Origin of the sequence: Roseateles sp. NT4, assembly GCF_051857475.1 — a bacterium.
Classification (GTDB): Bacteria; Pseudomonadota; Gammaproteobacteria; order Burkholderiales; family Burkholderiaceae_C; genus Pelomonas.
In genome coordinates this window covers 381,085-404,897 of record NZ_JBPZGZ010000004.1, presented here as the reverse complement: position 1 = coordinate 404,897, position 23,813 = coordinate 381,085, and the positions used below count along the sequence as shown (strand labels likewise).

The 23,813-nt window shown below is 68.3% G+C and carries 25 protein-coding genes; 18 read left to right on the top strand and 7 right to left on the bottom strand.

Going from position 1 to position 23,813, the window contains the following annotated elements; all coding sequences use genetic code 11:
• The first annotated feature begins 21 nt into the window (after positions 1-21).
• The 4 genes from ACS5PN_RS24970 (at position 22) to ACS5PN_RS24955 (ending at position 3,698) form a co-directional block, all read left to right on the top strand.
• A complete protein-coding gene (locus ACS5PN_RS24970; protein WP_439466731.1) occupies positions 22-1,203 on the top strand; it encodes an MlaE family ABC transporter permease in 1,182 nt (393 codons plus the stop codon).
• Between the two features lie 114 nt (positions 1,204-1,317).
• On the top strand, positions 1,318-2,166 hold the full coding sequence (locus ACS5PN_RS24965; RefSeq protein WP_439466730.1) for an ABC transporter ATP-binding protein: 849 nt from the start codon (positions 1,318-1,320) through the stop codon (positions 2,164-2,166).
• Between the two features lie 6 nt (positions 2,167-2,172).
• Entirely contained in the window at positions 2,173-3,129 is a 957-nt protein-coding gene (locus ACS5PN_RS24960) for an MlaD family protein (protein ID WP_439466729.1), read from the top strand.
• Positions 3,126-3,698: an ABC-type transport auxiliary lipoprotein family protein gene (locus ACS5PN_RS24955; RefSeq protein ID WP_439466728.1), complete on the top strand. Its 573-nt coding sequence runs from the start codon at positions 3,126-3,128 to the stop codon at positions 3,696-3,698. Before ACS5PN_RS24960 ends, ACS5PN_RS24955 begins: the two co-directional genes overlap by 4 nt.
• Before the next feature lie 103 nt (positions 3,699-3,801).
• Here the strand turns inward: ACS5PN_RS24955 and ACS5PN_RS24950 are convergent, their stop codons facing one another.
• Complete coding sequence (locus ACS5PN_RS24950; protein WP_439466727.1) at positions 3,802-3,957, bottom strand: hypothetical protein; 156 nt, start codon at positions 3,955-3,957, stop codon at positions 3,802-3,804.
• Positions 3,958-4,286: 329 nt separating this feature from the next.
• Between ACS5PN_RS24950 and ACS5PN_RS24945 the strand changes: the two genes are divergently transcribed.
• Entirely contained in the window at positions 4,287-5,057 is a 771-nt protein-coding gene (locus tag ACS5PN_RS24945) for a hypothetical protein (protein ID WP_439466726.1), read from the top strand.
• Positions 5,058-5,177: 120 nt separating this feature from the next.
• On the opposite strand, the gene ACS5PN_RS24940 is transcribed toward ACS5PN_RS24945, so the two are convergent.
• From ACS5PN_RS24940 to ACS5PN_RS24920, 5 genes are all read right to left on the bottom strand, one after another.
• Positions 5,178-6,275 carry a hypothetical protein gene (locus ACS5PN_RS24940; protein ID WP_439466725.1) on the bottom strand — a complete coding sequence of 366 codons (1,098 nt, stop codon included), beginning with the start codon at positions 6,273-6,275 and terminating at the stop codon, positions 5,178-5,180.
• Between the two features lie 99 nt (positions 6,276-6,374).
• Positions 6,375-6,767 (bottom strand): RidA family protein, encoded by a 393-nt coding sequence (locus ACS5PN_RS24935; protein WP_439466724.1) that lies wholly within the window; start codon positions 6,765-6,767, stop codon positions 6,375-6,377.
• A complete protein-coding gene (locus tag ACS5PN_RS24930) occupies positions 6,764-8,734 on the bottom strand; it encodes an amidohydrolase family protein (RefSeq protein WP_439466723.1) in 1,971 nt (656 codons plus the stop codon). Before ACS5PN_RS24930 ends, ACS5PN_RS24935 begins: the two co-directional genes overlap by 4 nt.
• Complete coding sequence (locus tag ACS5PN_RS24925; protein WP_439466722.1) at positions 8,731-9,792, bottom strand: dipeptidase; 1,062 nt, start codon at positions 9,790-9,792, stop codon at positions 8,731-8,733. The genes ACS5PN_RS24930 and ACS5PN_RS24925 overlap by 4 nt, the downstream gene beginning before the upstream one ends.
• On the bottom strand, positions 9,789-11,069 hold the full coding sequence (locus ACS5PN_RS24920) for an MFS transporter (RefSeq protein WP_439466721.1): 1,281 nt from the start codon (positions 11,067-11,069) through the stop codon (positions 9,789-9,791). Before ACS5PN_RS24920 ends, ACS5PN_RS24925 begins: the two co-directional genes overlap by 4 nt.
• 51 nt (positions 11,070-11,120) lie before the next feature.
• Between ACS5PN_RS24920 and ACS5PN_RS24915 the strand changes: the two genes are divergently transcribed.
• From ACS5PN_RS24915 to ACS5PN_RS24880, 8 genes are all read left to right on the top strand, one after another.
• Positions 11,121-11,759 (top strand): TetR/AcrR family transcriptional regulator, encoded by a 639-nt coding sequence (locus tag ACS5PN_RS24915; protein WP_439466720.1) that lies wholly within the window; start codon positions 11,121-11,123, stop codon positions 11,757-11,759.
• A 297-nt stretch (positions 11,760-12,056) separates the two neighbouring features.
• A complete protein-coding gene (locus tag ACS5PN_RS24910) occupies positions 12,057-12,821 on the top strand; it encodes a hypothetical protein (protein ID WP_439466719.1) in 765 nt (254 codons plus the stop codon).
• 239 nt (positions 12,822-13,060) lie between these two features.
• The gene (locus ACS5PN_RS24905; protein ID WP_439466718.1) at positions 13,061-14,014 is read left to right on the top strand and encodes a sugar kinase; all 954 of its coding nucleotides are present in this window, start codon (positions 13,061-13,063) and stop codon (positions 14,012-14,014) included.
• Between the two features lie 269 nt (positions 14,015-14,283).
• Entirely contained in the window at positions 14,284-15,597 is a 1,314-nt protein-coding gene (locus ACS5PN_RS24900; RefSeq protein ID WP_439466717.1) for a pectate lyase family protein, read from the top strand.
• Complete coding sequence (locus tag ACS5PN_RS24895; RefSeq protein ID WP_439466716.1) at positions 15,594-17,189, top strand: family 43 glycosylhydrolase; 1,596 nt, start codon at positions 15,594-15,596, stop codon at positions 17,187-17,189. The genes ACS5PN_RS24900 and ACS5PN_RS24895 overlap by 4 nt, the downstream gene beginning before the upstream one ends.
• A 10-nt stretch (positions 17,190-17,199) precedes the next feature.
• On the top strand, positions 17,200-18,153 hold the full coding sequence (locus tag ACS5PN_RS24890) for a TRAP transporter substrate-binding protein (protein ID WP_439466715.1): 954 nt from the start codon (positions 17,200-17,202) through the stop codon (positions 18,151-18,153).
• Positions 18,150-18,644, top strand: coding sequence for a TRAP transporter small permease (locus tag ACS5PN_RS24885; protein ID WP_439466714.1), 495 nt, complete (start codon positions 18,150-18,152; stop codon positions 18,642-18,644). Before ACS5PN_RS24890 ends, ACS5PN_RS24885 begins: the two co-directional genes overlap by 4 nt.
• Before the next feature lie 25 nt (positions 18,645-18,669).
• Entirely contained in the window at positions 18,670-19,950 is a 1,281-nt protein-coding gene (locus ACS5PN_RS24880; protein ID WP_439466927.1) for a TRAP transporter large permease, read from the top strand.
• Here the strand turns inward: ACS5PN_RS24880 and ACS5PN_RS24875 are convergent.
• Positions 19,947-20,705: a substrate-binding periplasmic protein gene (locus tag ACS5PN_RS24875; protein ID WP_439466713.1), complete on the bottom strand. Its 759-nt coding sequence runs from the start codon at positions 20,703-20,705 to the stop codon at positions 19,947-19,949. The genes ACS5PN_RS24880 and ACS5PN_RS24875 overlap by 4 nt on opposite strands.
• Positions 20,706-20,776: 71 nt before the next feature.
• On the opposite strand from ACS5PN_RS24875, the gene ACS5PN_RS24870 reads away from it, so the two are divergent.
• The 5 genes from ACS5PN_RS24870 to cutA all read left to right on the top strand — a co-directional run bounded on the left by ACS5PN_RS24870 (position 20,777) and on the right by cutA (position 23,793).
• Positions 20,777-21,883, top strand: coding sequence for an alpha/beta hydrolase family protein (locus ACS5PN_RS24870; RefSeq protein ID WP_439466712.1), 1,107 nt, complete (start codon positions 20,777-20,779; stop codon positions 21,881-21,883).
• A 98-nt stretch (positions 21,884-21,981) separates the two neighbouring features.
• Complete coding sequence (locus ACS5PN_RS24865) at positions 21,982-22,386, top strand: hypothetical protein (protein WP_439466711.1); 405 nt, start codon at positions 21,982-21,984, stop codon at positions 22,384-22,386.
• 81 nt (positions 22,387-22,467) lie between these two features.
• On the top strand, positions 22,468-22,782 hold the full coding sequence (locus ACS5PN_RS24860) for a hypothetical protein (protein ID WP_439466710.1): 315 nt from the start codon (positions 22,468-22,470) through the stop codon (positions 22,780-22,782).
• Positions 22,779-23,444, top strand: a complete 666-nt coding sequence (locus ACS5PN_RS24855; RefSeq protein WP_439466709.1) for a hypothetical protein — start codon at positions 22,779-22,781, stop codon at positions 23,442-23,444. The genes ACS5PN_RS24860 and ACS5PN_RS24855 overlap by 4 nt, the downstream gene beginning before the upstream one ends.
• 22 nt (positions 23,445-23,466) lie before the next feature.
• A complete protein-coding gene (cutA, locus tag ACS5PN_RS24850; RefSeq protein ID WP_439466708.1) occupies positions 23,467-23,793 on the top strand; it encodes a divalent-cation tolerance protein CutA in 327 nt (108 codons plus the stop codon).
• Positions 23,794-23,813: the final 20 nt, after the last annotated feature.

Here is a 23,813-nt window from a genome sequence, read left to right as displayed (position 1 = left end):
GGGAGGCGCTATCGTTGCGGCATGAGCGAAGCCGGCGCCCTGCCCCTGGACAACGCCGCCCCGGTCTGGGTGGGCGGCAGCAGCGCCGACGCCGAACCCCAGCTGCAGTCCGGCGGCGGTGCGGTGGGCCTCACCCGCGAATGGCATGTCAGCGGCGACTGGACGGTGCTGGCCCTGCGCGAGCGCTACGAGGAGTTCCGCCAGCGCGTGGCCACCGCCGTGAAGGAAACGCCCGACGCGCTGTGGGACCTGCGCGGCCTGGGCCGCCTGGACACGGCCGGCGCGCTGACGCTGTGGCAGGGCTGGGGCTTGAAGCCGCCGCAGCGCCTGCTGTGGCTGCCCGAGCATGTGACGCTGTTCTCGCAGTTCATGCAACCGGGTGCCCTGCCCCGGCGCAAGCGCAGCCTCAAGCCCGGCATCGAGCTGGCCAACCTCAGGGTGCTGAACTTCACCCACCATGCGGTCGACCTGGTCGCCCTGGTCGGCCGGCTGCTGCTGGACTTCGTGCAGATGCTGCGCCAGCCTTCGCTGATCGGCTGGCGCGAGATCTCGGCCAACATCTACCGCACCGGCGCCCAGGCCCTGCCCATCACGGCGCTGGTGGGCTTCCTGGTCGGCCTGACCCTGTCCTATCTGATCTCCAAGCAGCTCAGGACCTACGGCGCCGACATCTTCGTCATCAACATCCTCGGCCTGGCGGTGTTGCGCGAACTGGGGCCGCTGCTGGCGGCCATCATCGTGGCGGGCCGATCGGGCTCGGCCATGACGGCCCAGATCGGCGTCATGCGCGTGACGCAGGAGCTGGACGCGCTGTCCGTGATGGGCATCTCGCACACGGTGCGTCTGGTGGTGCCCAAGGTCGTTGCCCTGGCCGTCTCGCTGCCGCTGGTAGCCCTGTGGACCAGCGCCATGATGCTGCTCGGCGGCATGGCGGCCGCCGCCGCGGAGCTCAAGCTCGACCCCATGCAGTTCGTCCATACCTTGCCCAGCGTCGTCGAGCCCGTCAACCTGTGGCTGGGCTGGGCCAAGTCGGTGCTGTTCGGTGGCCTCATCGCCCTGCTGGCCTGCCATTTCGGGCTGCGGGTCAAGCCCAACACCGAGAGCCTGGGCCAGAGCGTCACGCAGTCGGTCGTCACGGCCATCACGCTGGTCATCGTCGTCGATGCCATCTTCGCGGTCTTGTTTTCGAACATTGGCGTCTGAGATGAAAACCCAACAAAGCGACAGAGACACAGAGACACAGAGGCGGCGGGATGAAGGTCTCTCTGTGTCTCAGTGCCTCTGTGGCTGTGTTCCTTGTGCGCGACACGGCCTGAGATGAACAACCCCGAAGCCATCATCGAAGTCGACAACGTGACGACGGCCTTTGGCGGCCATGTCATCCATCGCAACCTCAACCTGACCGTGCACCGCGGCGAGGTCGTCGCGCTGATCGGCGGCTCGGGCTCGGGCAAGACGACGCTGCTGCGCCTGCTGCTCGGCCTGGAAGTGCCCAAGGCCGGCACGGTCAAGATCTTCGGCCACCCGCTGGGCGCCTGCGCGGTGCGCGACCTGGAGCGCGTGCGCTACCGCTGGGGCGTGCTGTTCCAGGCTGGCGCGCTGTTCTCGGCGCTCAGCGTCTACGACAACATCGCCCTGCCCTTGCGCGAGCTCAAGAGCGTGCCGCCGGACCTGGTCAAGCCTCTGGTCATGTTGAAGCTGGCCCAGGTCGGCCTCAAGCCCGAGGACGCGCTGAAGCGGCCCGCCGAGCTGTCGGGCGGCATGGTCAAGCGCGTGTCGCTGGCGCGGGCGCTGATCCTCGACCCGCAGCTGCTCTTTCTCGACGAACCGACGGCCGGCCTGGACCCCGACAGCGCCAAGCAGTTCGTCAAGCTGCTGCGCCGGCTGCGCCAGGAGCTGGGCCTGACCGTCGTCATGGTCACGCATGATGTGGACACACTGTTCGCCGTCGTCGACCGCGTCGCCGTGCTGGCCGACCAGCACATCATTGCCAGCGGCCCGCTGTCCGAAGTCGCACGCTTGCCGCACCCCTTCGTGCGCAACTTCTTCCTCGGCCATGTCGAGCGCTGCGCCGAGGATGATGTGAAACGCTTCCGCCTCAGCCTGGACGACACCAGCGACGAGAGTGGCATTCCGGCCGTCCTCCGCGAAGAACAAACCGCCTAATCCCGCATGGAAAACAAAGCCCACGCCCTGGTCGCCGGCCTCTTTCTGCTGCTGCTCGGCCTGGGCCTGGCCGCTTCCGTCGCCTGGTTCCAGGGCGACCGCACCGAGCGCGTCCACTACACCGTCGTCGCCCGCGGTGGCGTGCCGGGTCTGAACCTGAAGGCGCCGGTCAAGCTGCGCGGCGTCGAGGTCGGCTGGGTCGAGAGCATAGGTTTCGACCCCAAGGACCCGCGCCAGATCCTGGTCGGCATCGCCGTCGACGCGGCCGCGCCGGTGTCCACCAGCAGCTATGCCCAGCTCGGCCTGCAGGGCGTCACCGGCCTGTCCTTCGTCGGCCTGGAGGAGGCCGACACCCAATCGCCGCTCAAGCGCGCAGAACCGGGCGCCCGCCTGGCCCTGCACCCGACGCTGCTGGACCGCCTGGCCGAAAGCGGCCCCGGCCTGGTCACCGGCTTTGCCGAAACGGCCGTGCGCATCAACGCCCTGCTCAGCGAGGACAACCGCGCCCAGCTCGCCCGCACCCTGGCCGGTCTGCAGCAAGCCGCCACCGACACCAGCCAGCTGATGGCCGCCCTGCAGCCCGGTGCCCGCCAACTGCCCGTGCTGCTGAAGGACGCCGATGCGACGGCCCTGCGCGCCCAGGCCGCGCTGACGCGCATCGAGGCCCTCGCCGTCGATGGCCAGCAATTGGCCCAGGAGCTCAAGACCCGCGCCAAGGCCCTCGACGATCTGCAGGCCGCCGCCGCCCAGGTGCAGGCGACCAGCCGCAACCTCGAACTCGCCCTGGTCGGCGAGACCTCGCCGCGCACCCGCCCCGTGCTGGCCGACGTGTCGGCTGCCAGCCGCAGCATCGAGCGCGCCGCTGACGCCTTGGGCGAGCAGCCGCAGAGCCTGATCTTTGGTCGCGGCGCCCAGCCGCCCGGCCCCGGCGAGGCCGGCTTCGCGGATCGAATCAAGAAATGAAAACCACGTTCCTCCTGTTTGCGGCGGTCCTCACGTTGAGCGCCTGTTCGCTGGCGCCGACGGTGCCGCCCAAGGCCGTCTACGACCTCGGCCCCGCGCCCGCCGCCACGGCTGCGGGCGGGGCTCTCGCTTGGCGCATCGCCGACGTGACCGCACCGCCGCAGCTGTCCAGCGAAGGCATCGCCTACCGCCTGAGCTTCCAGCAGACCCAGCGTCTGGAGCACTACCGCGACAGCCTCTGGGCCGCGCCGCCGCCGGCGCTGTTGACGCAAAGGCTGCGCGAGCAGTTGGCCGGCACGCCCGGCTGCGCCGGCAAACCCGCGGCCCTGCTGACCGTCAACCTGGACGAGTTCGAGCAGGTGTTCACGAGCCCCAGCAACAGCCAGGCCGTGCTGCGCCTGCATGCCACGCTGTGGCCGGCCGGTGCTGGCAGTCCGGTGCAGCAGCACTGGCGCGTTGAGCGCGCGGCCGCGCCCGATGCCGCCGGCGCCGTGCGGGCCCTGGCCCAAGCCGTGGACGAATGGACGCCGCAGCTCGTCACCTGGCTGACGGCTTCGGCCTGCCGCTGAACTGAATCCGGACGACCCGGCCCCGAGCAGCACCGGGCATGAGTCAACTCGGTCTGCTGCTGCGCGTCGGCTTGCAACGCGCCCGCCAGGACGCCAGCTCGCTCTAAGCACCGAACGGCAGCGTCGGCACCAGCCGCGCGGCCTGGCTGAGCTGCCCATCCTGGCCAAGACCACGCTGAAGGCCGAGTTCGACCGCCTCGTGACCGACCCAGCCATACGCCAGCCCTTGCGGCCGGCCTTTTTGGCGACTGGCGCGCATCGAGGGCCGCGTCAAGGAAGCGCTGCATCTGCCGGCCGCGGCGCCGCCCCGGTGCGAGTGGACGTGCGCCGGGTGGCCGAGTTGCCGCGTGGCGCCAGCGGCAAGGCACCTCTCATCTTCGCCCTGCCCCGATGATGGGGGCCGAGCGCCGAATACCGCCCGGCCTCCGGCCGTCGTCAACGCTGACAACTTCCGCCACGAAGGCCACGAAGGGGCTCGCATGACCAACGGCAGAGTGCGCTGTCGAGCCCATGATCGCGGGCCATGGAATTCCTCTCAGCCGCGCGCCAAGCCGAACCCTGCGACTGCTGGCATCGCCGCTGACCGCCATGCGCACGCTGCTCGTCGCCCGCTCCGACAGCCCGGCCTGTGCCCTGGCGCAACGCCTCATCGACGCCGCCGCGCTGAAGGTGCTGGACCATGCGCACAACGCGACCGAGGCGCTGGCCATGACCCTGGCCCTGCAGCCCGAGCTGATGCTGCTGGACCCCGGCCTCAAGCCGGTGGGCGCGGCGGAACTGGCAGCCTCGCTGCACGATCCCGCGCCCCAGATCGTCTGGCTCACGCATGACGTCGTGCGGCGCTGCCTGGCCGCCGAGGGTTCGCAGCGCGTCAACGCCGCGCTGATGCGCCTGCCCCGGCGCCGCTTGGGGGTCGAGGTGCGCCGGCTCGTCGTGCTGGAACATGGCTTCTTCACGACCCTGGACCTGGACGACATCCGCTGGCTGGAGCTGCCCGATGCCCGCCATCCGGCACTGCTGCTGCACGGTTTCAGTGGGCGGCATGTCATGCACCGCCGCCTCGGCGGGCTGCTGGACGACCTCCCGCCCGCCAGCATGCTGCGCTGCCAGAACCGCACCGCAGTGGCCCCGTCCCACGTGTTGGAGGCATTGCCCAACAACAAGCACGGCGCGACGCTGCTGCTGGACAACGGCACCCGGCTGGCCTGCGGACCGCAGTTCTGGCCGGCGCTGCAAGCCGCGCTGCGCACGCTGGATGCGGTCGTGGCATCGGCCGACGAACCGTCAGCGCCCAGCCGCTGGAGCGCACCATGGCGCCTGGACGTGCTGCCGCGGCCGGACGACGGCTCCACAGGCTGACGCTCCATCGCAGCGCGCTGACGTCTGGCAACACCGTCAGGTTGCTCAGTCAGCGCGCCATGCGCTACCTTCTTGACAGAGCGCAATCGCGTCATCCAGGTGACGCATGAAAGAACCGCCTCAGCTGATCATCACTGACGTGATGCCCGTCTGGCCCGCGCTGTAGAGACGCAAACGCACGTGATAGCGGCGCCCGGAGAAGAGCTTGTAGGCAATCTGCGCGTTGCGGTCCTCGCCGCTGTCGTCGTCGGAGGCCAGGAAGCGGGCCACGCCGTTGACCTCTTCGAACAGGCCCAGCAAGGTGTCGGTGGCGCCCGTCGTCGAGACGACATATTTGCGTGATTCGGTGGGCTTGAAGAGGTAGTCCACCTGCTGGCCGGCGGCCAGGGTGACCGACACCGCTTTGCGCGCCTCCAGCACCGGCGGCTGGGCGGCCAGGGCCGGGTACCACTTCAGCACCCATTCCTTGTCGGCCTTGGACAGCTTGCCGGGCGGCACCAGGCCGTTGACGTCGTACTGCTCGGGCTCGTCGATGAGGCCGGGCTCGAACTCGTACTCCATGATGGAGTCGGGATCCCAGCTCGAGCCCTGCACTTGGCTGGGGTCGAGCTTTTCGAGGATGTTGTGGAAGGTGGTCTCGCGCGACCAGCTGTTGGGCGGCTTGCCCAGCGAGGTGTAGACGGCTTCCTCATGCCACTTGATGCCGGCGAAGGGGTTCTGGTGCTCATGCTCCATGCCCAGCACATGGCCCAGCTCATGCAGGGCCGTGCCGCGGCCATAGGGCGTGGTCAGGTCCCAGCCGTAGACGGTGGTGGGCTCCGTCGCCGGCACATGCAGCACGTCGCGGCCGACCGCCGAGGCCGAACTGCCGTCGGGCTCGGAGTAGCCGATGCGCACCTCGGCCTCGCTCATCTGCGTGACCTCCGTGAACACCAGGCCGATGCCGACGGCCTTCCACTCGGCGAAGGCGGCGCGTATTGCGTCGGCCTGCTTCTTGGCCACGGCGTAGTGGCCGGTCTTGAAGAAGCAGTAGTGCAGCACCGTGCCGTTCAGCCACTTGCCCTGGGTGTTCAATATCGCGCGGGCGCGGCGCGGGTCGTTGGCGATGACGGCCGGCAGGCTGGGCTTGATGCGCGGCGGCGTGCTGCACAGCGGCTTGGGGGTCGGCCTCGCGGGTGTCTTGGCCTTGTCTGCCTTGGGCTTGGTCTTGCTTGCCATGGATGTCTCCACCGGGCGGTGCTGCCAATCGCAGCACGCACAGCATGAACCCGGCGCTGCCCAGGACCAATAGCTGACTTGAGGATGATCCCTAGGTCGTCAGGCTTCGGTCGTCGCGATGCACTCGATCTCGACCCGCGCCCCCAGGGCCAGGCCGTTGCAGCCCAGGGCGCTGCGCGCCGGCAGCGGCGTGGCGCCGAAGAACTCGCGATAGACCTCGTTGAAGGCCGGCCACTCGGCCATGTCGGCCAGCATGACGGTGCAGCGCACCAGGTGTTGCATATCCAGCCCCTGGCCGCGCAGCACCGTGCGGATGTTCTCCAGCGTCTGCCGCGCTTCGGCCTTCAGACCGCCCTCGACCAGCTTGAGCTGGCCCGGCACATTGCCGAGCTGGCCCGACAGATACAGCATGGGGCCGACCCGCACGCCTTCGGGAAAAGGCACCGTGGCCGGCACGACCTGGCCACTGTTGAAGCGTTCGATCTTGTTCATCGGGGACTCATTCCAAGAGCTTGTTCCAGTGCGGCGGGGTCATAGACCTGGCCGCCCTTGAGGGTGCGCCAGACGCGGCGGATGTCGCCCATGTCCTTCAGCGGGTCGCCATCGACGAGGATCATGTCGGCCAGCTTGCCCGGTACCAGCGTGCCGCGGTCCTTCTCGACGCCGAGCACGCGCGCCGGCACCAGGGTCGCGATGCGCAGCACCTCGGCATTCGGGATGCCCGCCTGGACGTAGAGCTCCAGCTCGCGGTGCAGGCTGTAGCCGGCAAAGCCATCACTGCCGGGCATGATCGTGACGCCGCCGTCGTGCAACTTCTTCAGCATGCGCAGCAGGCCCGGCAGGGCCTGGGCATAGACGGCCTCCTTGCCCGCCGGCACGGCGACGGCGCCGGACAGCTGGCGGCGCTTGACGACGGCCGGAAAGCGCTGCACCACCGGCCGCAGCGCGGGGGCGGCGCGTGCGGGCTCGCCGGAGAACAGGCCTTCCAACACCACCATGGTCGGGTCCAGCACGGTCTGGTGCTGGCGCAGGAAGGCGACGAAGTCGCTGAACTCGGCTTTGCGCCCGTCATTGAAATCGAACTGCGCGAGGCGCTCGGCCAGCACCGTGTAGCGGTCCCGGGTGCGCGTGTCCTTCACGTCGGGGAAGAAGTTCAGCAGGACGAAGTTCAGGTGCTGGATCTCGTCGGCCCCGGCCTCGACGAAGGCGCGCGCATAGGTGAAGGCCGGCACGTGGCCGCTGACGCGCAGGCCACGCTCGTGGGCGCGGTCGGCCACGGTGGCCACCAGGGCCGGGCTGAAGGAGGAATAGATCTTGACCTGGGCATAGCCGTTGTCGGCATACCAGTCCACCGCGGCGCGCGCCTTCTCCGGCGTGTCGACCTTGACGTCGGTCGGGCCGGCGAGAGGACCGATGCCCTCGATGATGCCGGCCAGCGTCACGCGCGGGCCGAGCTCCGTGCCAGTGTCGAAGCGCTTCACGCGCGCCAGCATGGGCAGGTTGTCGTTGGCCATGTCGCGCGCGCTGGTCACGCCGGCGATCAGGTCGAAGACGCCATGCACGTCGGCGAAATGCTGGTGCACATCCCACAGGCCCGGCATCAGGAAGCGGCCGTTGGCAGCGAGGACCTCGGCGCCGGCCGGCGCTTCTAGATCGGCATCGGGCTCGACGCGCACGATGCGCTCGCCGCGCACCAGCACGCTCATGCCGGCACGCACGCTGCCGCTGACGGGATCGAACAGCCGCGCATTGCGGATCAGCAGCGCGCCCTGCGGCCTGTGGGTGTGCTGCTGGGCCAGCCTGGCATGCCAGGCCTGGTCGGCCGCCTGCTGGGCGCGCTGCAGTTCGGCCAGGGCCGGCAGCAGCGGGGCCTCCAGCACCTCGAACCAGTCATCGATGACGCCGGCCGTCTCGCCCTTGTCGTCCAACCACACCGGCACCGGCGTGAACTCGATGCCGCTGATGCGATACAGGGTCAGCTTGCGGCCGGATGCGTCGACATCGGCGCCACCTTCCAGCCGGGCTTCGCCGGTCGGCAGCAGCGGCAGGCGCCGGCCTGGTGCCCTCAGCAGCGCGCGGGCCAGCACGCCCATAAATTCGGGCGGCGGATTGGCGGGCAGGTAGAAGCCGGCGGCTTTCGTCTCGCCCGCCTCGATGCGGTTCTTCCAGCGCGCCAGGCCCTGGGCATCCCGGCTGAAGCTCTCGCTGAACTCGACCTTCCAGTAGTCATTGCCCTTGGCCTCGTAGCTGATCGGCAGGCCGTTCGCATCGAGCCGCCAGCGCGCCTGGATGACGTCGCCGCGGCCCCGGTCGTTGTAGCGGTAGTCGGCGGCGGTCAAGCCCGGCTCGGGCGTCGTGACGGCCTGCGTGCCGGCCGCGTTGCCGTGGATCTGGACCTGGTCCTCGCGCGCCTGCGCGATGCCGGCCACCAGGGTCAGGATAAGCAGCAGTCGCTTCATTGCCAGACCTCCTGCATCAGGCGGCGGAAGTTGCCACCGAGGATCTTGGCTATGCGTGCGTCCGAGTGTCCACGCAGGGCCAGCAGCTGGGCCAGCTCGATGAACTGCATGGGCCCGCAGAGGTCGGGCAGGAAGAGGCTGACGTCGGGCGTCTCGCCCGGCGCGCCAATGCCCATGCTGCGGCGCAGTTCGGTCTCGGCGGCCAGCATGGCGCGGTAGGCGGCCATGTCGTCGATGGCCGTCGTGCCGCCGTCGGTGCCCAGGCCCACATGGTCTTCGCCGCAGACCTGGATGGCGTGCTCCAGGTGGTTGATGAGATCGGACGCCATCGGCTGGCCGGCCAGGCGCAGATAGGGCATGAAATACAGGCCCACGACGCCGCCCCGTTCGGCCAGCAGGCGCAGCTCGGCATCGCTCTTGTTGCGCGGGTGGTCAGCCACGGCGCGGCAGCCCGTGTGGGTGATGGCCAGCGGACGGCGGGCGACACGCAGAGCATCCAGGCAGGTCTGTTCGCTGCTGTGGCTGAGGTCCACCAACACGCTCTCGGCCTGCAGGCGCTCGACGATCTCGTTGCCAAAGGCGCTCAGGCCGGTGTCGTCGGGCACGGTGGCACCACAGCCGACGGCATTGCGGCCGTTGTAGGTCAGCTGGATGACGCGCACGCCGAGGTTGGCGAACAGGGCGACGCGGTCGCTGTTCGTGCCCAGCATCTCGGTGTTCTGGAAACCGTAGATGACACCGATCTGGCCGCCCGCACGGGCGGCATCGATGTCGGCTGCCGTGTGGACCTTGCGCAGCGCCGAGGGCCGGGCGCGGATGAAGGCATCCCAGCCGGCGATGTCGCCCACCGTCGCCTCGAAGGGTTCGGCGCTGCCGGCCACATGGCCCAGCGTGATGTTGACGGCCGACAGACCGGCGGCGCGGGCATCGTCCAGCGAGCGCGCGTCGACGTTCTGGCCCGTGCTGGTGTAGGCCATGGCGCTGCGGTCGCCGGCGCTGGGCTGGATGCGGATGTTGGGGTTGTCGAGGACACCCAGGGCGTTGATGACGAGGTTCATGGGGAGGGCTTCTTGATCTGGAGCAGGGGCAGCAGCAGCAGGCAGCTCAGGCCGACGAGGGCGTCCAGGCCCAGCGTGGTGGCATAGCCCCAGTGCTGGACCGCATAGCCCTGCCAGACCACGCTGTAGGTGATGGAGAGATTGGTCAGGGCCATGTAGGCGGCAAATTGCGTGGCGGCGACGGCCGGCTGGGTGATGCCGATGAAGACGGCCACCCGCGCGCCGTAGATGAAGCCGAACAGCAGCTGGTAGATGACGCAGGCCGCCATGAAGGCGGTGACGAGAGCGGCCGGCGCGGCCTGGCCCGGCGCCCAGCCCTGGCGCTGCAGCTCCCACATCAAATACAGACCCGGCAGGCTCAACAGCGCCACATAGGTCGCCAGCGCGCGGCGCAGGTTGACGCGGTCCGACAGCCAGCCACCGACGATGCAGGTAACGGCCGTGGCCGCCTGCGAGACGGTGGCCAGCCAGCCTATCTGTTCGTTGGACAGCCCCAGGTCGACGGCGAGGTTGGACTGCAGCCCGCGCGCCAGGGCCATGGCCGAGATGGGCAGGAGGCCGAACAAAAGGCCGGCCACGGCCAGGCGCGAGCCGACGAGGGCCTGCAGAGCCCGGCGCAGGAAGGCCACGACCTCGTGGCCCGCGGCGGCCAGGCCTTTGGATGCGGGCTCCACCGCCGCCTCCACTTCGCGCATCGGCCACACCACGCCAGCCATGACGGCCGCGATGATGAGGGCGAGCACGACGATGCAGGCTTGGAAGCCCATGCTGCCGATCAGCAGCAGCGCCCCGCCGCCGCCCACCAGCACGCCCAGGGACTGGCCACCGAACATCATGCCGCTGGCGAAGGCGCGCTCGTCCTCGTGCAGCGTCGTCACGGCCATGGCGTCGACAGCCACGTCCTGCAAAGCGCCGCAGAGGTTGTGCACCACCAACAGGGCCGTGAAGAGACCGAGCTGCGTCGCGAGATCGAGGCCGGCCAGCGGCAGCAGGGTCAGCACCATCATCAACTGCGCGCCCAGGATCCAGCCGCGACGCGGCCCGAGACGCTTGGAGGCGATCAGATCGATGAAGGGTCCATAGGCCCACTTGAAGGCCCAGGGCAGCAGCACCAGGCCCAGGAAACCGCCGATGTCGGCGGTGCCCACGCCCTGGCGACGCAGCTGGGTCGCCACCGTCGTCATCGCGAAGCCGATGGGCAGGCCCTCGGTCAGGTACATCAGGAAGAACGCCGCAATACGCCCCTTGCGGGACGCCAGCAGATTCGGCAGTGGCATTGCCCTCATCCTCTTCGCGTGGTCGCCGGACGATTCTAGAATATTGTTCTAATGAGCAAGCCCCGTGGTTCCACCAGCTGCCTCGCCCAGGTCATCGAGCTCGCCTCACCGGGTGAGCGCGGCGCCAGCCGGCGCGCGGTGCTGGCCCATGCCCTGCCGTGCTTCAACGCACGCGGCATCGAGGCGGCCACCATCGAGGACCTGCGCCAGCGCAGCGGCCAGAGCGTGGGCACCATCTACCACCACTTCCGCAACAAGGAAGGCGTGGCCGCGGCGCTGTTCTTCGCCGGCTTCGACGACCAGAGCCGCGCCATCGCCGCGCGCACCGAGACTGCGGCGGACGCGCACGCCATGGTGGTCGCCCTGGTCGGGGCCTACGTGGACTGGGTGAGCGCCCTGCCCGAGCTGGCGGCCTTCCTGTTCATGGCCCGCGAGACCGTGGCCCAGGGCCCCTATGGCGACGAATTGCGCCAGCGGCTGGAAGCACGCTATGACCCCATCGATACCCGCCTGGCCGAGGGCGTGCACGCCGGCCTCATCACCGAGCTGCCGACCGAACTGATCCCGGCGCTGGTGCTGGGTGGTGCCGAGTCCTACTGCCGCGGCTGGCTGGCCGGGCGACGCGACGCCAAGCCGAGCGCCTATGCCGGCGTGCTGGCCGAGGCGGCTTGGCGAAGCATCGCGGCTTAGGGCGCGTCGGCCGCGAGGTGCCGATTCACCTTCGCCGGCGGTGCTGAAATTCGGAGGCAATCTCATAAATTCGAGGCGGGCCTCAAATTTGTGGCGAGAACTTCCATTGCCGGCGATATTGAATAAAACCTGACGCACAAGCACGTATTTGATAACCAGGCATGGCTACTACAACTCCCGATCCAGCACACCTGGAAAGGTTTTCAGTCTGAAAGTTAGGGGTATGAGCCCCGCAGGAACGCGGCATAGGATGTCCGAGTCCATCCCGGACCGCTTCAGACCCATTGGGAGATTAGATTGATCAATGTTTTCTTGAATAAAATACGAACGGCGTCCAAGGCCTGCCTGTCGGCTTTGGCTATTACCGCCTCTTTCCTGACCCTGGCACCCAGCGCCGCGCAGGCGCAGCAGACACAGGTTATTCCCGCTTATTCGTCAGTGCCCGCAAACTGGGTCGTCACCCGGCTGGCCACCAGCAACAGCTGGGAAATCACCAATACCACGGGATTTGGCACCGGCACTGTGCTCTACGTCTACTTCAGCTCCGGTTTTGGCGCCGTCGCCATCCCGCAGGGCTGGGGCATCACCCAGGCCGGCAGCACCACCAACCAGATCACCAAACTGGCCGGATCGCCAGCGTGGACGGTGTATTACGTCACCACGGATTCCCCGATTCCGAGCGGCTGGGTGATTACCGATGCCGGCAGCAGCCGCAATCAGATCACTTATGTCGAAACTGTCAGCGACTACACCAACGTGAATGTCCGCTATGGCTCCCCCATTCCGGCAGACTGGGTGATTACTCAAGCCGGCAGCACTTGGAATACCATCACCAAGGTGAAGAATGTTCCCGATCGCACCGAAATCGGCGTGACCATCGGCTCGCCCATTCCGACCGGCTGGGTGATCACGACGACCGGCAGCGCTTACAACCGGATCACCAAGATCAAGGGGCTGCCGGTGGGCACCGAAATCTCCGTGTCATTCGGCTCGCCGTTGCCGCTGGGCTGGGAGGTGAAGATTCCCGGCCAGCAACGCCAGACCATCATCAGGCGCTTCTAAAGCAGCGACTGCACCCATATGAATAAGGCCGCGGACGCGGCCTTATTTGTTTTTCAGATATTCAATTTCCAATCATTGACTGAGCACAGCCATGCCCCCAGAGGGGTGCCTGGGCGGAAGCCCCGCCCCAGCAAAGGCCAGCGCAGTGATCAGGCCGTGGGTCGGCCATGGGTAAACCATGTGACCCGAAATGAACCAGGCGCGCTATCTTTATTGAACCGCCGTTTCATTTTTGACTTGTGAACACTTCTTCCTCGGCCACGCGTCGGCCGGTGTCCATCGCCGCCCTGGGCGAATGCATGCTGGAACTACAAGGCCAGGCCTTCGGCACCCTGCGCCAGAGCTTTGGCGGAGACACGCTGAACACCGCCGTCTACCTCGCCCGCTGCGGCGGTGCTGGACTGCAGGTGCACTACGCAACGGCCCTGGGCGACGACTCGCTGAGCGCCGGCCTGCTGGAGCGCTGGGCAGCCGAGGGCGTGCTGACCGGCCTGGTGCAGCGCCTGCCCGGCCGCCTGCCCGGCCTCTACCTGATCGAACTCGACGAAGGCGGCGAACGGCGCTTCCACTACTGGCGCGGCCAGGCGGCGGCACGTTCCTATTTCGAGGCGGCGGTCACTGCCCTGGAGGCGCAGGCCGACGCACTGGATGCCCTCTATCTGTCGGGCATCAGCCTGGCCATCCTGCCGCCGGCCGGTCGCGAGCGGGCCCTGGCCTTGATGGCCCGCATGCGGGCCAGCGGCAAGCTGGTCGCCTTCGACAACAACTACCGCCCGCGGCTCTGGGAATCGGTGGCCGATGCCCGCGACTGGTATCAGCGCGCCTTCGCCGCCGCCACGGTGGCCCTCATCACGGCCGACGACCACCAGGCCCTGCACGGCCTCGCTGACCTGGACGCCGCGGTCGCTGCCGCCCAGGCCCTGCCGGTGGCCGAGATCGCCATCAAGCGCGGCGCCCTGCCGGCGCGCGTCGGCCTCCACCAGATCTGGCAGGACGTGTTGACCGAAAGCGTGCCGCGCGTCGTCGACACCACCGCAGCCGGCGACTCCTTCGCGGCTGGCTATCTGAGCCGCCGCCTGCGCGGCGGCGCACCGGCCGAAGCTGCGGCCTTCGGCAACCGGCTGGCCGCACGCGTCATCCAGCATCCCGGCGCCCTGATCCCGCGCGAGGCCATGCAAGACCTGATCGGCTAGGGCCTGTTCACACTACGGGAATCGGATGCGTTGCCACCCAAAAGTCCGCGAGCAAGGCGTGAAGTCGAAGCTGGGGTCATCCCCAGCGAGGCTTTGCAACGCCGCGCGCGGGCTTTTGAGTGACAACCCTTCGGGAGAGGGGCTGCGCGAGCGCATGGCGTTGTTGCGCGCCTGGCCTGGGCACGAGCCCAGGAGGCGTCGCGCGTCTAGCCCTGCGCCCGCGCAGACCCCCTCGCACCGATCCCCGTAGCGTGAACAGGCCCTCACCCATGCGACTGCTCTGGACCCTGGCCCTCGCGGCCGGCCTTTGCCATGCCGAGGGCAACGGCCCACTGCACCCGGCCACCTATGTCCACGCCGGCTGGGCCCAGACCACCGGCGGCCAGGGCGGCAAGATCCTGCGCGTGACGACGCTGGCCAGCGACGGCCCCGGCAGCCTGAAGGCAGCCCTGGACACGCCAGGGCCACGCATCGTCGTCTTCGAGGTAGGCGGCGTCATCGACCTCGGCGGCAAGAGCTGGAAGCTGCGCGAGGGCCGCATCACCATCGCCGGCCAGACGGCACCCGATCCGGGCATCACCCTGGTCAAGGGCGAGCTGGAGGTGTTCGCCAAGGACGTCATCCTGCAGCACGTCAGCATCCGGCCCGGCGCCTACGGGCGGGCCAAGCGCAGCGGCAACGACCACGACGGCCTGTCCACCGGCGATGGCGCCGAGCGCGTCATCGTCGACCACTGCACGTTCTCCTGGGCCACCGACGAGAACCTGTCGGCCAGCGGCAAGCGCTTCGAGGGCGCCACGCCCGACGACTGGCGCGCCCGCACCTCGCACGCCATCACTTACAGCCACAACCTCATCTACGAGGGTCTGGGTGAGGCGGTGCACATCAAGGGCGAGCACAGCAAGGGCTCGCTGATCCACGACAACGTCACGCAGATCCTGCTGCTGGGCAATGTCTACGCCTCCAACCGCGAGCGCAACGCGCTGTTCAAGGGCGGCGTCTGGGGCGCCATGGTCAACAACCTGATCTACAACCCCGGCTGGCGCGCCGTCCACTACAACCTCATCGCCCACGAATGGGTAGGCCGGCCCTACCAGGTCGGCAAGATCACGCTGGCCGGCAATGTCTACCGCGCCGGCCCCGGCACGGAACGCAACCTGCCCTTCTTCACGCTGGGCGGCGTGGGCGATGTGCAGCTCTACGAGCAGGACAACCTCGCCGTCGATCGCCAGGGCCAGCCCCTGCCCATGACGGGCAAATACACCACCAGCGCCGATATCGTCCCGGTGCGCCAGCCCTATCTGCCGGCCGGCCTGAACTGGCTGCCGCCGCGCGAGCTGGAAAAGCTGCTGCCCCTGTACGTCGGCTCGCGGCCCTGGGCACGCGACCCGCTGGATTTCAAGCAGCTGTCCGATATCGCCGAGGACCGCGGCCAGTTGATCGACGACGAGAGCCAGAACAACCCAGAGGGTCTGCCCAAGCGCAAGCCAACGCAACGCGCCTTTGTGGAGGCCGACTGGAATCTCGCCGACATGAGCCCCAAGGCCGGCTGGGCCTCGCTGTTCACCCAGGTCTCGAAGTGAGCCTGCTGCGCCGCGAGCTGTTGGCCTTGCTTGCGGCGCCACACGCCTTCGCGGCCGACTGCGCTGACGCGCCCGGCCAGCCCTATCTGCCACCGTGCACACCGTGGCCAAAAGGTCTCGAAGGCCAGCGCAAGGCGGATCTGGGCGATGGCCATTACCTGAATCCCGTCCTGGCGGGCGACCATCCCGACCCGTCGGTGCTGAAGGACGGTGACGACTATTACCTGACGCACTCCAGCTTCGAGGCCGTGCCGGGTTTGCTGATCTGGCATTCACGTGACCTCGTCAACTGGCAGCCCATTGCCAACGCCCTGCATGAGGCGGTCGGCAGCGTCTGGGCACCGGACCTGTGCAAGCACGGCGGCCGCTACTACGTTTATCTGCCGGTCAAGGCCCAGCCCAACGACATCCTCGTCATGTGGGCCGACCGCATCGAAGGGCCCTGGTCCCGGCCGGTGCCACTGGGCCTGCCCCGGCACATCGACCCCACCCATGTCGCCGACGACAACGGCCAGCGCTGGCTGTTCCTGAGCGGTGGCGACCGCGTGCGCCTCAGCGACGACGGGCTCAAGCTTGCCGGTCCCATCGAGCATGTCTACGACCCCTGGCGCTATCCGGACGACTGGGACGTCGAGAGCTTCTCGCCCGAGGGCCCCAAGATGCTGCGCCACGGTGGCTGGTGGCATATGTTGCTGGCCGTCGGCGGCACGGCCGGTCCGCCCACCGGCCACATGGTCATCGCCGCGCGCAGCCGCACGCTCGACGGCCCCTGGGAGCAGGCGCCCCACAACCCGCTGATGCGCACCCGCTCGCCGCGCGAGCGCTGGTGGTCGCGCGGCCACGGCAGCCTGGTGCAGGGTCCTGCCGGCGACTGGTGGATGCTGTATCACGGCTACGAGAACAGCTTTCATACGCTGGGCCGGCAGATGCTGCTGGCGCCGGCGCGCTTTGGTGCTGAGGGCTGGTTCCATGTCGATGCCGATGACGGCGCGCCGTTGCCCAAGCCCGTCGGCGGCCAGGCCCTGCCGCATGGCCTGGCGCTGTCGGATGACTTCGCCGGCAAGACGCTGAAGACGCACTGGCAATTCCTCAGCGGCAGCTCGCAAACCCAGCGCGTGCGCATCGCCGACGGCAGGCTGCACCTGGCCGCCACCGGCAAGGGTCCGGGCGACAGCCCGCCGCTGGGCTTCATTCAGGGCGACCCGGCCTTCGAGGTCGAGGTCGATGTGGAATTCGACGAAGCCGTGCAGGTCGGCCTGTTGATGTTCTACAGCCCGCGGCTCTACGCCGGCATGGGCGCCAACGCGAAGAGCTTCCAGTTGCACCGCTACGGCCAGGACATCCGCGCCGTGCCCAAGCCTGCCGGCATCGCGCGGCGCATGCAGCTCAGGCTGCGCTGCGTGCGCCATGTGCTGACGCTGTTCTCGCGTCCCGACGCCACCCAGCCCTGGAGCAAATTCCCGGTGCAGATGGACGTCAGCGGCTACCACCACAACACCGCGGGCGGCTTTGCCAGCCTGAGGCCGGCGCTGTACGCGGCCGGCAATGGCGAGGCGCGCTTCGCCAAGCTGCGCTACCGCGCCGTCGACTAAGGAGACAAAGATGAAGACCCTCGCCCTCTGCGCCGCACTGCTGGCCACCTCGGCCAGCGCGCTGGAGCTGAAGTCCGCTGACGTGCACAACAGCGACGACTACCCCACCGTCGTCGCCGTCAGGCACCTGGGCCAGTTGCTCGCCAAGAGCAGCGGCGGCGCGCTGACGGTCAAGGTCTTCAACAAGGGGGCTCTCGGGAGTGAGAAGGAGACCATCGACCAGGTCAAGCTCGGTGCGCTGGCCATGACGCGCGTCAACCTCGCGCCGTTGGCGGCGATGTGCCCCAAGACCCTGGTGCCTTCCCTGCCCTTTTTGTTTCGCGACACGGCCCACATGCGCAAGGCCTTCGACGGCCCGGCCGGCGACGAGATCCTGAAGGCCTGCGAGCACCAGGGCATGGTGGGCCTGGCCCTCTACGACTCCGGCTCCCGTTCCGTCTACGCGCGCAAGCCCATCAAGACCCTGTCTGACATGAAGGGCCTGAAGATCCGCGTGCAGCAGACCGACCTCTGGGTGGCCGCCATGACGGCCCTGGGTGCCAATCCCTCGCCCATGCCCGTCGGCGAGGTCTACACCGGGCTGAAGACCGGCCTCATCGACGCGGCCGAGAACAATGTGCCCAGCTACGAGGGCTTCCGGCATTTCGAAGCGGCGAAGTTCTACAGCCGCACCGAGCATTCGATGACGCCCGAGGGGCTGTTCATCAGCAAGCGCATCTGGGACAAGCTGACGGCCGATCAGCAGAAGCTGCTGCGCGAGGCCGCCAAGGCTTCGGTCGCCGTCGAGCGCGAGCGCTGGGACGCCCAGGAGGCCAAGGCCCTGGCCGCCGTCAAGGCCGCGGGCGCCGAGATCGTCGAGCCCGACCGCGCGGCCTTCCGCCAGGCCGTGCAGCCGGTCATCGCCAAATTCGTCAACACGCCCGAGCTTCAGGCTTTGGTGAAGTCCATCCAGGACACGAAATGAAGGCCTACACCCAACTCTGCGCGGCCCTGTCGCGCTGGTCGCTGCGCGCCGCCGTGCTCGGCCTCGTCGTGCTCATCATCTGCGTGCAATGGCAGGTGCTGGGCCGCTATCTGCTGAACGACTCGCCCACCTGGACCGAGCCCTTCGCCCTGCTGCTGGTGCTCTACATCACGGCCCTGGCCGTCGCCGTGGGCGTGCGCGACGCCGGCCACCTGGGCATGGAGTCCATCGTGGTTCTCTTGCCCAAAGCCGCCCAGCGCGTGGCCGAAGGCCTGATCCATGTCGGCGTCATCGCCTTCGCCGTGCTGATGGCCGTGGCCGGCTGGGAATGGCTGACGCTGAAATGGGACGAGCCCAAGCCCATGCTGGGCATGCCCGAAGGCCTGGACTTCCTGCCCCTGGTCATCTCCGGCGTCCTCATCGTGCTGTTCTGCATCGAGCATCTGCTCGCGCTGTGGCGCGGCATTGCCATCGAAGAAGCCGGGGTCTGAGGTGGAGGGACTCGAACTCTGGATCATGTGCGGCAGCTTCGTGCTGCTGCTGCTCTTGGGCGTGCCGGTGGCCTTTGCCATCGGCCTGTCCTCCGTCGCCACGGCCTTTGCGGCCGACCTACCCATGGCCATCGTCTTCCAGAAGATGGTGGGCGGCATGCAGGTCTTCTCCTTCCTGGCGATTCCCTTCTTCATCTTTGCCGGCGAGCTGATGCTGCATGGCGGCATCGCCGAGCGCATCGTCAACTTCGCCAACCGCCTGGTGGGCCATGTGCGCGGCGGCTTAGGGATGAGCAATGTGCTGGGCTGCACGCTGTTCGGCGGCGTGGCCGGCTCGCCGCTGGCCGATGTGTCGGCCATGGGCTCGGTGATGATCCCGCTCATGAAGCGCGAGGGCTATGACGCCGACTACGCGGTCAATGTGACGACGCATGCGGCCCTCGTCGGCGCGCTGATGCCCACCTCCCACAACCTCATCATCTATGTGCTGGCCACGGCCGGCATCGCGGCGCTCAGCGTCTTCAACCTCATCCTGGCCTGCCTGATCCCGGCAGCGCTACTGACGCTGTCCAACCTGGTCGCCGCCTACGCCGTGGCGCGCAAGCGCGGCTACCCGACGCATGGCGCCTTCCCCGGCTGGGCGGCGGTGTTCTCGGCCTTCGTCGCGGCCCTGCCGGGGCTGCTCGTCATCGCCATCATCCTGGGTGGCATCCTCAGCGGCGTGTTCACGGCCACCGAGTCGGCCGCCACCGCCGTGTGCTGGGCGCTGATCGTCACCGCGACGGTCTATCGCTCGCTGTCCTGGCGCGGCTTCCTGGAGGCCTGCGCCAAGGCCTGCAAGACGACCGGCGTCGTGCTGCTGCTGATCGGCATCTCGGCCGCCTTCGGCTATTTTATGGCCCTGTACGAGGTGCCCCAGAAAACGGGCGAATGGCTGGAGCAGATGAGCGGCAACCAGCCCTGGCTGATCTTCCTGTGGGTGAACGTGCTGCTCTTCGCGCTGGGCACCTTCCTGGACATGGCGGCCACCATCCTGATCTGCACGCCCATCTTCTTGCCCATCTGCATGAAGGCCGGCATGGACCCGACGCAGTTCGGCGTCGTCATGCTGCTGAACTGCGCCCTCGGCCTGAACACGCCGCCCGTGGGCAGCACGCAATTCGTCGGTTGCGCCATCGGCGGCGTCAGCGTCGGCCAGGTCATGCGCTCGATTGCGCCTTTCTACGGCGCGCTGATGGTCACGCTGCTGGCCGCCACCTACATCCCGGCGCTGTCGATGGCGCTGCCGAGATGGATTGCCGGCTAGACACCGGGATGGCGAGCCAGGGCTTGACCCCACTCGGGCTGCAGGCGCGCCCGCTGCAGGCCGTGATTGAGCCGCGTCAGCAGGTCGGGCCGAGCCTCCAACGCCCGCTTGGACACCAGCAGATGCACGGGGCTCACCGCCAGTTCCAGCACGATCTCCAGCGCCTCGCCGGGTTCGCGCGCGGCACGCAGCAGCAGCGTCGCCGGGTCGTCGATGACGTAGTCCACCTTGTGCCCCCGCAAGGCCGACAGCGTCAGGTCGTTGGCGTAGAGCGGCTGCAGCAGCCGCTGCAGCTCCGGGTCCTCCAGCTCGCGGCGCACCGCCGCCGGAAAGGCCACGCCGCGGATATAGCCGATCCTGACCGACCGCCCCTTCAGCTCCGCCAGCCTGTGCAGCGGCGCCGCCCCCGCCAATCCGAACAAGGCGACGCGCTCGTTGCGATAGGGCTGGGTGAATTCGGCAAAGGCCAGTCGCTCGGGCGTGGGCGTCGCCGACGCGATGAGGTCCAGCTCACCCTGGGCGGCGTCCGTCATCTGGCGGGCCCAGGGCCGGCGCAACCACTGCAGGCGCTCGCCGGCGGCCGTGGCCAGCAAATCGAGCAATTCGACGTCCAGACCCTGCGGGCCAGCCGGTCCGGGGTACTGGAAAGGCGGGTAGTCGCTCCAGCCGATGCGCAGGGGCGCCCTGTCCTCGCCCCGCGCACCCACCCATGGCAGAGCCAAGAACAACAGGCAGGCATCGCGGCGGCACGGCATTTCAATGGGCTCTCAGGGTGGCGCCTGCCGACTCTGGCACAGCGCGGCCGCCTTGGGGCTCCAGTCAGACCATGAGTGACGCCGTCCGTCGCCGCCTGATTGCCGGCCTGTCGTTATGGCCGCTGCTGACCCGCGCCGCCGGCCTGGACGACAGCCTGGTACGCCTGCAGCAGGCCTGGCGCCCCCGTCTGGCCTGGCGACCCGATCCCGGCTGGCGGCGCGAGGCCCTGGCCACAGCGACGCGCCTCATCCTGCAGCCGGGTGACGACGGCAGCGGCTTTGCCACCGAAGTGCAGGCGGAACAGGACCGCGGCGCCCACCTGGCCCAGGCATTGACGCTGCGCGGCGCCCTGGGCGAGCGGGTGCCCGCCCTCTTCCTGCGCCCGCGCAGCCCCGGTCCGCATCCGGCCGTGCTGCTGCTGCACGACCACGGTGCGCGCTTTGACATCGGCAAGGAGAAGCTGATCCGGCCCCTTCAACCCAGTGCGGCGGCTGACGCCTGGGTGCAGCGTTACTTCGGCGGCCGGTTCGTCGGCGACACGCTGGTGGAGGCCGGCTTTGCCGTGCTGGCCATCGATGCCCTGGGTTGGGGCGAACGCAGCCGCACCGGCTTCGCCCGCGACGACCAGCAGGCCCTGGCCAACCACCTGCTGCAGCTCGGCCACAGCTGGGCCGGCCTCATCGCCAGCGACGACCTGCGCTCGCACCGTTGGCTGCGCGAGCAGGCGGACGTGGATGCGAAGCGGGTGGCTGTATTGGGGTTTTCAATGGGCGCCTTGCGCGCCTGGCAGCTCGCGGCGGTCTGCGAGGACGTGTCGGCCTGCGTTGCGGCGCACTGGATGTGCACGCGCGAAGGCCTGCTGCGGCCGGGCGAACACACGCTGGTCGGGCAGTCGGCCTTCAGCATGCTTCATCCGGGCCTTGCCGCCGAGCTGGATCATCCCGACGTGGCGGCCCTGGTGGCACCGCGGCCCTCGATGTTGTTCGGATCGCCGGACGACCGGCTGTTCCCGTGGGATGCGGTGCAGCGGGCCTGGGCGCAACTGCGCCAGGCCTGGGAGCCCGGGAGCATGCAGACCCGCGTGACGGCGGGCGGGCATTTGTTCAACGCCGAACAGCAGCGCGCGGCAGTGGCATGGCTGGCAGGCCTGCACCCTCGAGAACAGGCGCGGGCCTGACCGACGGAAGGGAGGAAGGCGAGTTTTCACGTCCGCGCCACGGGCCGGCACCGGCTTTGTTGGCATAGTCCTGCAGGAATCCACGCGACATCGGCGTCATGAAGCATTTGAACCACCGCGGCTCGGCAGCATTGCTTGCCGTCACGCTGCTGCTTGCCATCCTGCTTGTCCTTTCCGCCTTCGGCATCAACGGCGACTGGAAGGCCAAGACCACGCCGTGGCGCCTGGTGAACGATCCCTTCGCGGGCTGGACGCTGCTGATCCTGCTGAGTGCGGGCTTGGCCCTGATCCGCACCGGCAAGGAGGCAGTCCAGTGCTTCAGCGCGGTGCTTTTCGCCGGTGCGCTCTTCGGCGTCGGGCTTGTCAGTGCGCTTTTCTGGGACCCTTGGCTGCCCAATATGCTGCTGCTGGCCACCCTGCCCATGCTGCGGTCGGCCGCCCAGACCCTGCTGGCGCCCGATCCCGACGGCAAGCGCGCGCCGCCGCAACACAGCGGCTCGTGACGCCGAATCCATAGAAGCGCGATGGCGCAATGTGTGCTGCGGCGCCACACTCCACCCATCAGCGCCCTCCAACGCCCCGCCATGAACGAACTGCTCGCCGCCTACCGTTACACGACCAACAACTACGCCCAGATCGAGAAGAGCAAGCGCTGCGGCTGCTGCAACTGCGTGCAGATCTTCAAGCCCGACGCCATCGTCGGCTGGACCGGGCTGACGATGCAGAACATGGACGATCCCAAGGCGATCGCTGACCAGACCGCCATGTGCCCTCACTGCGGCTCCGAGGCCGTGCTGGGTGATGGCTGCGGGATCCTGATCACGCCCGAATTCCTGGCTCGCATGAACGAGGCCTGGTACCAGAAGACCATGATCCACAGGCCGGCGGCCAAGAAGTGAGCTTCGGCTACAAGACGGCGTGGTTTGCCGCACGCACCACCGACGCCACAGCGCTGGCGCATGCACTGGGCCTTGCAAACCTCAGGCCGGCACCGGCAGACGTCGCCACCGCGGCCGCGTACGAGCACGACACAGGCAATGCCTTCATCACGCCCGTCCTCGAGGGCTGGACACTGGTGATGAGCAAGGACTTCCTTGACCTGGCCGGTGGCAGCCCGCCTTCCTTCGTCGACTTGCTGTGCAAGGCATCTGCCGAACTTCGCACCGAAGTCCAGTTCTTCGCCAGCTACCGCGTCTGCGAAGTCCATGGCTGGGCCCGTGCGACACAGGGAGAACTCAGCCGCGCCTACTGCTACGACGGGTCGTCCGGAGACATCGTCATCGACCACGGCGAACCGACGGCACAGGAAGTGGCCCTGGGTCATCGCTTCTTCAACCCGGCCGGCGCCGAGGCCGAGGGCGACACCTATTGGGAGCGTACCGATCTGCGGCACGTCAGCGAAACGGACGTCATGCAGCTCGCAGGTCTTTGGAGCATCGATCCGTCTGAGCGGGATGACATGCCGGACGGCCTGCTCGCCACCATCGAATGGTTCCAGGCGGCGCCGCCCGTCCCTCCTCGGCCATCCGTGGATCGCAAGCCATGGTGGCAGTTTTGGTGAAGCGGCGCGCCGGGTAGCCCGCATGGACCTGCTGGCCGTCTTCACCACCGTCGCCACCCAGGAGCAGGCCGACACCCTGGCCCGCGCCGCCGTCGAGCAGCGCCTCGCTGCCTGCGTGCAGACCGAAGCCATCCGCAGCACCTATCGCTGGCAGGGCGCCGTCGAATGTGAAGTCGAGGTCAGGCTGATGTTCAAGACGACGCGACAGCACTACCCCGCGCTGGAGACGCTGCTGCGCGAGCGTCATCCCTATGAGCTGCCGGCCATCTTTGCGCTGCCCGTCATTGCCGGCACTGCCGAATACGCGGCCTGGGTGAGGGACTCGCTTGCTGGCGTGCCGGCACAGTGATGTGTATCGCCACGCATGGC

Excerpts from the sequence above, each read along its gene's own strand:
- ACS5PN_RS24970 (WP_439466731.1), top strand. The coding sequence starts at position 22 with ATGAGCGAAGCCGGCGCCCTGCCCCTGGACAACGCCGCCCCGGTCTGG.
- ACS5PN_RS24965 (WP_439466730.1), top strand. The coding sequence starts at position 1,318 with ATGAACAACCCCGAAGCCATCATCGAAGTCGACAACGTGACGACGGCC.
- ACS5PN_RS24960 (WP_439466729.1), top strand. The coding sequence starts at position 2,173 with ATGGAAAACAAAGCCCACGCCCTGGTCGCCGGCCTCTTTCTGCTGCTG.
- ACS5PN_RS24955 (WP_439466728.1), top strand. The coding sequence starts at position 3,126 with ATGAAAACCACGTTCCTCCTGTTTGCGGCGGTCCTCACGTTGAGCGCC.
- ACS5PN_RS24950 (WP_439466727.1), bottom strand. The coding sequence starts at position 3,957 with ATGCGCGCCAGTCGCCAAAAAGGCCGGCCGCAAGGGCTGGCGTATGGC.
- ACS5PN_RS24945 (WP_439466726.1), top strand. The coding sequence starts at position 4,287 with ATGCGCACGCTGCTCGTCGCCCGCTCCGACAGCCCGGCCTGTGCCCTG.
- ACS5PN_RS24940 (WP_439466725.1), bottom strand. The coding sequence starts at position 6,275 with ATGGCAAGCAAGACCAAGCCCAAGGCAGACAAGGCCAAGACACCCGCG.
- ACS5PN_RS24935 (WP_439466724.1), bottom strand. The coding sequence starts at position 6,767 with ATGAACAAGATCGAACGCTTCAACAGTGGCCAGGTCGTGCCGGCCACG.
- ACS5PN_RS24930 (WP_439466723.1), bottom strand. The coding sequence starts at position 8,734 with ATGAAGCGACTGCTGCTTATCCTGACCCTGGTGGCCGGCATCGCGCAG.
- ACS5PN_RS24925 (WP_439466722.1), bottom strand. The coding sequence starts at position 9,792 with ATGAACCTCGTCATCAACGCCCTGGGTGTCCTCGACAACCCCAACATC.
- ACS5PN_RS24920 (WP_439466721.1), bottom strand. The coding sequence starts at position 11,069 with ATGCCACTGCCGAATCTGCTGGCGTCCCGCAAGGGGCGTATTGCGGCG.
- ACS5PN_RS24915 (WP_439466720.1), top strand. The coding sequence starts at position 11,121 with ATGAGCAAGCCCCGTGGTTCCACCAGCTGCCTCGCCCAGGTCATCGAG.
- ACS5PN_RS24900 (WP_439466717.1), top strand. The coding sequence starts at position 14,284 with ATGCGACTGCTCTGGACCCTGGCCCTCGCGGCCGGCCTTTGCCATGCC.
- ACS5PN_RS24890 (WP_439466715.1), top strand. The coding sequence starts at position 17,200 with ATGAAGACCCTCGCCCTCTGCGCCGCACTGCTGGCCACCTCGGCCAGC.
- ACS5PN_RS24885 (WP_439466714.1), top strand. The coding sequence starts at position 18,150 with ATGAAGGCCTACACCCAACTCTGCGCGGCCCTGTCGCGCTGGTCGCTG.
- ACS5PN_RS24880 (WP_439466927.1), top strand. The coding sequence starts at position 18,670 with ATGTGCGGCAGCTTCGTGCTGCTGCTGCTCTTGGGCGTGCCGGTGGCC.
- ACS5PN_RS24875 (WP_439466713.1), bottom strand. The coding sequence starts at position 20,705 with ATGCCGTGCCGCCGCGATGCCTGCCTGTTGTTCTTGGCTCTGCCATGG.
- ACS5PN_RS24870 (WP_439466712.1), top strand. The coding sequence starts at position 20,777 with ATGAGTGACGCCGTCCGTCGCCGCCTGATTGCCGGCCTGTCGTTATGG.
- ACS5PN_RS24865 (WP_439466711.1), top strand. The coding sequence starts at position 21,982 with ATGAAGCATTTGAACCACCGCGGCTCGGCAGCATTGCTTGCCGTCACG.
- ACS5PN_RS24860 (WP_439466710.1), top strand. The coding sequence starts at position 22,468 with ATGAACGAACTGCTCGCCGCCTACCGTTACACGACCAACAACTACGCC.
- cutA (WP_439466708.1), top strand. The coding sequence starts at position 23,467 with ATGGACCTGCTGGCCGTCTTCACCACCGTCGCCACCCAGGAGCAGGCC.